Consider the following 6,105-nt stretch of genomic DNA (forward strand, 5'->3'; position numbering starts at 1 on the left):
TACAATGGTCGTCAGGCACCACCACGAGGAGGCGAAGATGCGGGCGAGCGACCGTGCGTACGCGACGCTCCTCGAGCAGATCCAGTCCGGCGCATTGGCGCCCGGCACCGTGCTCGGCGAGGTCGATCAGGCGGCGCGGCTGGGGGTGAGTCGAACGCCCCTGCGGGAAGCACTCGGGCGGCTCGCGGCAGACGGGCTCGTCGAGCAGCAGTCTCCGCGCGTCACCGTCGTGACCGACGTCGACGTCCACGACATCCGCGCGCTGTTCGAGCTGCGCAGAGCGCTGGAAGAGACCGCCGCGAGATTGGCCGCCGAGCGCGGCGACGCCGGGGCGTTCGCGGCTCTCGCCGACGAGTTCGCCGCGTCCAGTCTGCGCGGCGCCCTCGACGGCGACGAGGGCCGGGATGCCTACTACGCGCTCATCGCACGCTTCGATGCCCAGCTGGACGCCTCGATCGGCAACGACTACCTCAGTTCCGCCCTGCGCACGGTCCGAACGCACCTGGTGCGCGTGCGGCGACTGGCCCGCGACATCCCCGAGCGGCTCACGGCGTCGGTCGCGGAGCACCGGCTGATCGCCGCCGCGATCTCGCAGCGCGATGCCGACCTCGCCGCCCATGCCACGCACGTGCACCTGCACAATGCCCTCACCACCATCCTCGCGTCCGTCGGCGCGTCCGTCCCCACGAAAGGCACGACATGACCGTCACCCACCACCTCCGCGTCCACCGCAGCGACGAGCACCTCGCCCGCGAGGGCCAGCTCGCCTGGCGGATCGCCGAGGTCGCCGCCGATCCGGTCGAGGTCGATCCGGACGTGGTCGAGATGATCATCAACCGCGTGATCGACAACGCCGCCGTGGCCGCGGCATCCCTCACCCGCGCGCCGGTCAGCGCCGCGCGTCAGCAGGCGCTGGATCACGCCGTCTCGGTCAGCGGAAAGGGAGCGACGATCTTCGGCTGCGCGATCGAACGCCGCACCAGCCCCGAATGGGCGGCGTGGGCCAACGGCGTGGCGGTGCGCGAACTCGACTACCACGACACGTTCCTGGCGGCCGAGTACTCGCACCCGGGAGACAACATCCCGCCGATCGTCGCGGTGGCGCAGCACGTGGGCTCCGACGGTCGTGCCCTCGTGCGCGGCATCGCCACCGGGTACGAGATCCAGATCGACCTCGTGCGGGCCATCTCGCTGCACAAGCACAAGATCGACCACGTCGCGCACCTCGGCCCGTCGGCGGCCGCGGGCATCGGGACCCTGCTCGGACTGCCGGTGGAGACCATCTACCAGGCGGTCGGTCAGGCCCTGCACACGACAACCGCGACGCGGCAGTCCCGCAAAGGCGAGATCTCCACGTGGAAGGCGCACGCCCCCGCCTTCGCCGGCAAGATGGCGGTCGAAGCCGTCGACCGCGCCATGCGCGGGGAGACGTCGCCGAGTCCGATCTACGAAGGCGAAGACGGCGTGATCGCCTGGATGCTGGACGGCCCGGACGCGGCCTACGAGGTGCCGCTCCCCGGCGACGGTGAGCCCAAGCGCGGCATCCTCGACTCGTACACGAAGGAGCATTCGGCGGAGTACCAGGCCCAGGCGTGGATCGACCTCGCACGCAAGCTGCACAACGAGCATCCCGCCCTGGGACAGGCTCAGGGCCCGAGGAGTGCGGAGGACATCGAGTCGATCGTGCTGCACACGAGCCATCACACGCACTACGTGATCGGCTCGGGTGCGAACGACCCGCAGAAATACGACCCGACCGCGTCGCGCGAGACGCTGGATCACTCCATCCCGTTCATCTTCACCGTCGCGCTGCAGGACGGCACCTGGCACCACGTCGACTCGTACGCTGCCGAGCGTGCCGGCCGCGAGGACACCGTCGCGCTCTGGCGCAAGGTCACGACGGCCGAGGACGAGGAGTGGACGCGGCGCTACCACTCGGAGGACCCGAACGAGAAGGCCTTCGGCGGCCGGGTGGTCATCCGCTTCACCGACGGCACCGAGCTCGTCGACGAGATCGCCGTCGCCGACGCGCACCCGCTGGGAGCTCGACCGTTCGCCCGCGAGGACTACATCCGCAAGTTCCGCGTCCTCGCCCAGCCGGTGCTCAGCCCCGACGAGATCGAGCGCTTCCTCGATCTCGCCCAGCGCCTGCCCGAGCTCACAGCCGAAGAGGTGGGTCAGCTCACGATCGTCGCGTCGCACGGCGTGCTGGCCGGCGCCCCGGCCCCGAAGGGGCTGTTCTGATGCTCTACGCGCAGACCCCACCGGCAGAGAAGCGCCGGCTGTTCCGAGAGCGCCTCGCCTCGGGGGAGCTGCTGCGGATGCCGGGGGCGTTCAACCCGCTGAGCGCGAAGCTGATCGAGCGCAAGGGCTTCGACGGCGTCTACATCTCGGGGGCCGTGCTCGCCGCGGATCTGGGGCTGCCCGACATCGGTCTCACCACGCTCACGGAGGTCTCCGGTCGAGGGCAGCAGATCGCCCGGATGACCGAGCTGCCGGCGATCATCGACGCCGACACCGGGTTCGGCGAGCCGATGAACGTCGCCCGAACGATCCAGACGCTGGAAGACGCGGGTCTGGCGGGCACGCACATCGAGGATCAGATCAACCCGAAGCGCTGCGGCCACCTCGACGGCAAGGCGGTTGTCGACCAGGACACGGCGATCAAGCGCATCCGCGCGGCCGTCGATGCCCGCCGTGACCCGAACTTCCTGATCATGGCCCGCACCGACATCCGCGCGGTCGAGGGTCTTGAGGCGGCGATCGACCGGGCGAAGGCCCTCGTGGATGCCGGGGCCGACGCGATCTTCCCCGAGGCCATGCGAACCCTGGAGGAGTTCGCCGCCGTGCGGGCGGCGATCGACGTGCCGATCCTGGCCAACATGACCGAATTCGGCAAGAGCGACCTGTTCTCGGTCGGTCAGCTGCGCGGCGCGGGGGTCAACATGGTCATCTGGCCGGTATCCCTGCTGCGGCTTGCGATGGGCGCGGCGGGCCGTGGGCTGGATACGCTGATCGACGAGGGTCATCTCACCTCGAAGCTCGGCGAGATGCAGCACCGCGCCGACCTCTACGACCTGATCGACTACGAGGATTACAACCACTTCGACACTTCGGTGTTCAACTTCCACATCGCCCGCTGAACCTCTCGAGGAAGAAGAGACATGACAGACATCGAGATCAAGAAGGGCCTCGCGGGGGTCACCGTCGACTACACCGCAGTCTCCAAGGTCAATCCCGAGACCAACAGCCTGCTGTACCGGGGTTATCCGGTGCAGGAGCTGGCGGCGACCCAGCCCTTCGAGGCCGTCGCCTACCTCCTCTGGTACGGAGAGCTGCCGACCGATGACCAGCTGGCCGGGCTGGTCGCCGAAGAGCGCGCGAACCGCACGCTCGACGAGAACGTGCGCGAGGCGATCGACCTGATCCCGCTGGACGCGCACCCGATGGACGTGCTGCGCACCGCGGTCTCCCTCGTCGGCGCGTCGGACCCCGCGGCGTTCGACAACTCGCGAGAGTCGGATCTCGCGAAGGCCCGCCGCCTGTTCGCGAAGCTGCCCGCCATGGTCGCCTACGATCAGCGCCGGCGCCACGGCCTGGGCATCATCGACCCGCGTCCGGACCTCGACTACGCGCAGAACTTCCTCTGGATGACCTTCGCCGAGGAGCCCGACGAGGTCGTCGCCCGCGCGTTCAACGTCTCGATGATCCTGTACGCCGAGCACTCGTTCAACGCCTCGACCTTCACCGCGCGCGTGATCACCAGCACGATGGCCGACCTGTACTCGGCCGTCGTCGGCGCCATCGGGGCGTTGAAGGGGGCGCTGCACGGAGGTGCGAACGAGGCTGTCATGCACATCTTCGACGAGATCGGCACCGCGTCGAACGTGGGGCCGTGGCTGGATGATGCTCTCGCGCAGAAGCGCAAGATCATGGGGTTCGGCCACCGCGTGTACAAGCACGGCGATTCGCGGGTGCCGACCATGAAGGCCGCGCTCGACACGCTCGTCGAGCACTATTCCGCCGAGGGGGAGAGCGCGCGCGACCTCGCGGCGCTCTACGACACGCTCGAGTCGGAGTTCGTCTCCCGCAAGGGCATCTACCCCAACCTCGACTATCCCTCGGGGCCGGCGTACAACCTGATGGGCTTCGACACGCTGACCTTCACGCCGCTGTTCGTGGCCGCCCGGGTAACCGGGTGGACCGCCCACATCATGGAGCAGACGGCATCCAACGCCCTCATCCGTCCGCTCTCGGCCTACAACGGCCCCGATGAGCGTCACATCGAGGGCTACGTTCCGGATGCCGCGGTGGATGCTGCCACCACGCTCGATCGTCCCGCGGAGTCCACGGAAGGCTGAGTCATGACCCGCACCGCCGTCATCGTCGACGTCGTCCGCACACCGTCCGGCCGGGGAAAGCCCGGGGGAGCGCTGTCGGGCGTGCACCCGGTCGATCTGGCCGCGGGCGTACTGCGGTCTGTGCTCGAACGCAACGGCCTCGATTCGGCCCAGGTCGACGATGTCCTCCTGGGGTGCGTGAGTCAGGTGGGCGATCAGGCGATGAACGTGGCCCGCCAGGCCGTGCTCGCGGCGGGCTTCGACGAGTCCGTGCCCGCGACGACGATCGACCGGCAGTGCGGATCCAGCCAGCAGGCTGCCCACTTCGCCGCGCAGGGCGTGATCGCCGGCGCGTACGACATCGTCATCGCGGGTGGCGTGGAGTCGATGAGCCGGGTTCCGCTGGGATCCTCGCGCGCCGGAGCCTCGAGGTCGCCCCTGCTCGAGGAGCGCTATCCCGAGGGTCTGGTCAACCAGGGAGTCTCGGCCGAGCTCATCGCCCAGAAGTGGGGCCTGTCCCGCGACATGCTCGACGCCTACTCCGCCGAGTCGCACCTGCGAGCGACGGATGCGGCATCCCGAGGTCTCTTCGACTCCCAGCTGCTCGCCGTCGCGACCGGTGACGCAGTGGTGACCACCGACGAGACGGTTCGCGCCTCGACCACGATCGCCGGCCTCGGCGGCCTGCAGCCGGCGTTTCGCACGGACGAGCTCGCCGCGCGTTTTCCGGAGCTCGACTGGCGCATCACTCCGGGCAACTCGTCGCCCCTGACCGACGGCGCGTCGGCGGTGCTCATCATGAGCGAGGAGAAGGCTCTGGCGCTCGGGCTCACGCCGCGCGCGCGGTTCCACGCCTTCGCCGTCGTGGGGGACGATCCGCTGTTCATGCTCACGGGGCCGATTCCGGCGACCCGGCGCATCCTCGAGCGCAGCGCACTGACGATCGAGGACCTCGATGCCTACGAGGTGAACGAGGCGTTCGCCTCGGTGCCGCTCGCGTGGGCGCACGACCTGCGGGCCGACCTTGCTCGTCTGAACGCATGGGGCGGTGCCATCGCGCTCGGTCACGCGCTGGGGTCGTCGGGCACCCGGCTGCTCGGCACCCTGCTGGCGACGCTGGAGGCGACCGGCGGACGGTACGGACTGCAGACGATGTGCGAGGGCGGCGGGATGGCGAACGCGACGATCATCGAGCGTCTGTAGGGTCGACGATCGGTGCCGGTCGTGGCGCGGCGCGGCGCGGCCGGGTGCGGGCGCTGATCGCAGGCAGGTCTTCAGGCGGCGTAGTCGTAGCGTGCGCGTCCGCCGAGGCGTGGGGTTCGGGTGGGGTCGACGTGGGGTGGGGGAATGAACCACACTTTCGCGGTGGTGCCGGTGCCGTCGATGCGGATGTCCCAGTTGTTGTCGTGGATGCGGTGGTGGCAGGACTCGCAGAGCAGGACCCCGTTGTGCAGGTCGGTGGGTCCGGCGTCCCGCGCCCACCAGCGGATGTGGTGGGCTTTGGTGTGTCCGGGTGGCGCCCCGCACATCGCGCAACCGCCGTCGCGTTCGACCAGGGCGAGCCGTTGGGTGGGGGTGAACAGTCGCTTCGTGCGTCCCCAGTCGAGGATCTGGGAGTCGCCGCCGAGGACGCAGGAGATGATCCCGCCCCCGGCGGCCATCCGCCGGGCAGTCCCGGCCGAGACCGGGGCGGTGATCCCATCGATCGTCGCGAACCCGGTCCCGGCGACGAGGTCGTGGTGGTCGATCCGCACGATCACGGTCG

At 69.5% G+C, this 6,105-nt stretch carries 6 protein-coding genes; 5 read left to right on the forward strand and 1 reads right to left on the reverse strand.

Translation table 11 applies throughout. From position 1 onward, the window contains the following. Positions 1–37: 37 nt before the first annotated feature. From RWQ91_RS07575 to RWQ91_RS07595, 5 genes are read left to right on the forward strand one after another with little or no spacing between them, the layout of a single operon-like run. Entirely contained in the window at positions 38–703 is a 666-nt protein-coding gene (locus RWQ91_RS07575; RefSeq protein WP_314504301.1) for a GntR family transcriptional regulator, read from the forward strand. Further along, a complete protein-coding gene (locus RWQ91_RS07580) occupies positions 700–2,244 on the forward strand; it encodes an MmgE/PrpD family protein (RefSeq protein WP_314504304.1) in 1,545 nt (514 codons plus the stop codon). The genes RWQ91_RS07575 and RWQ91_RS07580 overlap by 4 nt, the downstream gene beginning before the upstream one ends. Beyond that, a complete protein-coding gene (gene prpB, locus RWQ91_RS07585; RefSeq protein WP_314504306.1) occupies positions 2,244–3,143 on the forward strand; it encodes a methylisocitrate lyase in 900 nt (299 codons plus the stop codon). The genes RWQ91_RS07580 and prpB overlap by 1 nt, the downstream gene beginning before the upstream one ends. A 21-nt stretch (positions 3,144–3,164) precedes the next feature. After that, the gene (locus tag RWQ91_RS07590; protein WP_314504308.1) at positions 3,165–4,361 is read left to right on the forward strand and encodes a bifunctional 2-methylcitrate synthase/citrate synthase; all 1,197 of its coding nucleotides are present in this window, start codon (positions 3,165–3,167) and stop codon (positions 4,359–4,361) included. 3 nt (positions 4,362–4,364) lie between these two features. Continuing rightward, positions 4,365–5,543: a thiolase family protein gene (locus tag RWQ91_RS07595; RefSeq protein ID WP_314504310.1), complete on the forward strand. Its 1,179-nt coding sequence runs from the start codon at positions 4,365–4,367 to the stop codon at positions 5,541–5,543. 71 nt (positions 5,544–5,614) lie between these two features. Here the strand turns inward: RWQ91_RS07595 and RWQ91_RS07600 are convergent. Then, positions 5,615–6,105: HNH endonuclease signature motif containing protein (locus tag RWQ91_RS07600; protein ID WP_314504311.1), on the reverse strand; the 491-nt coding region annotated here is incomplete at its 5' end.

It is taken from the genome of uncultured Microbacterium sp. (assembly GCF_963524805.1).
Lineage (GTDB): Bacteria > Actinomycetota > Actinomycetes > Actinomycetales > Microbacteriaceae > Microbacterium.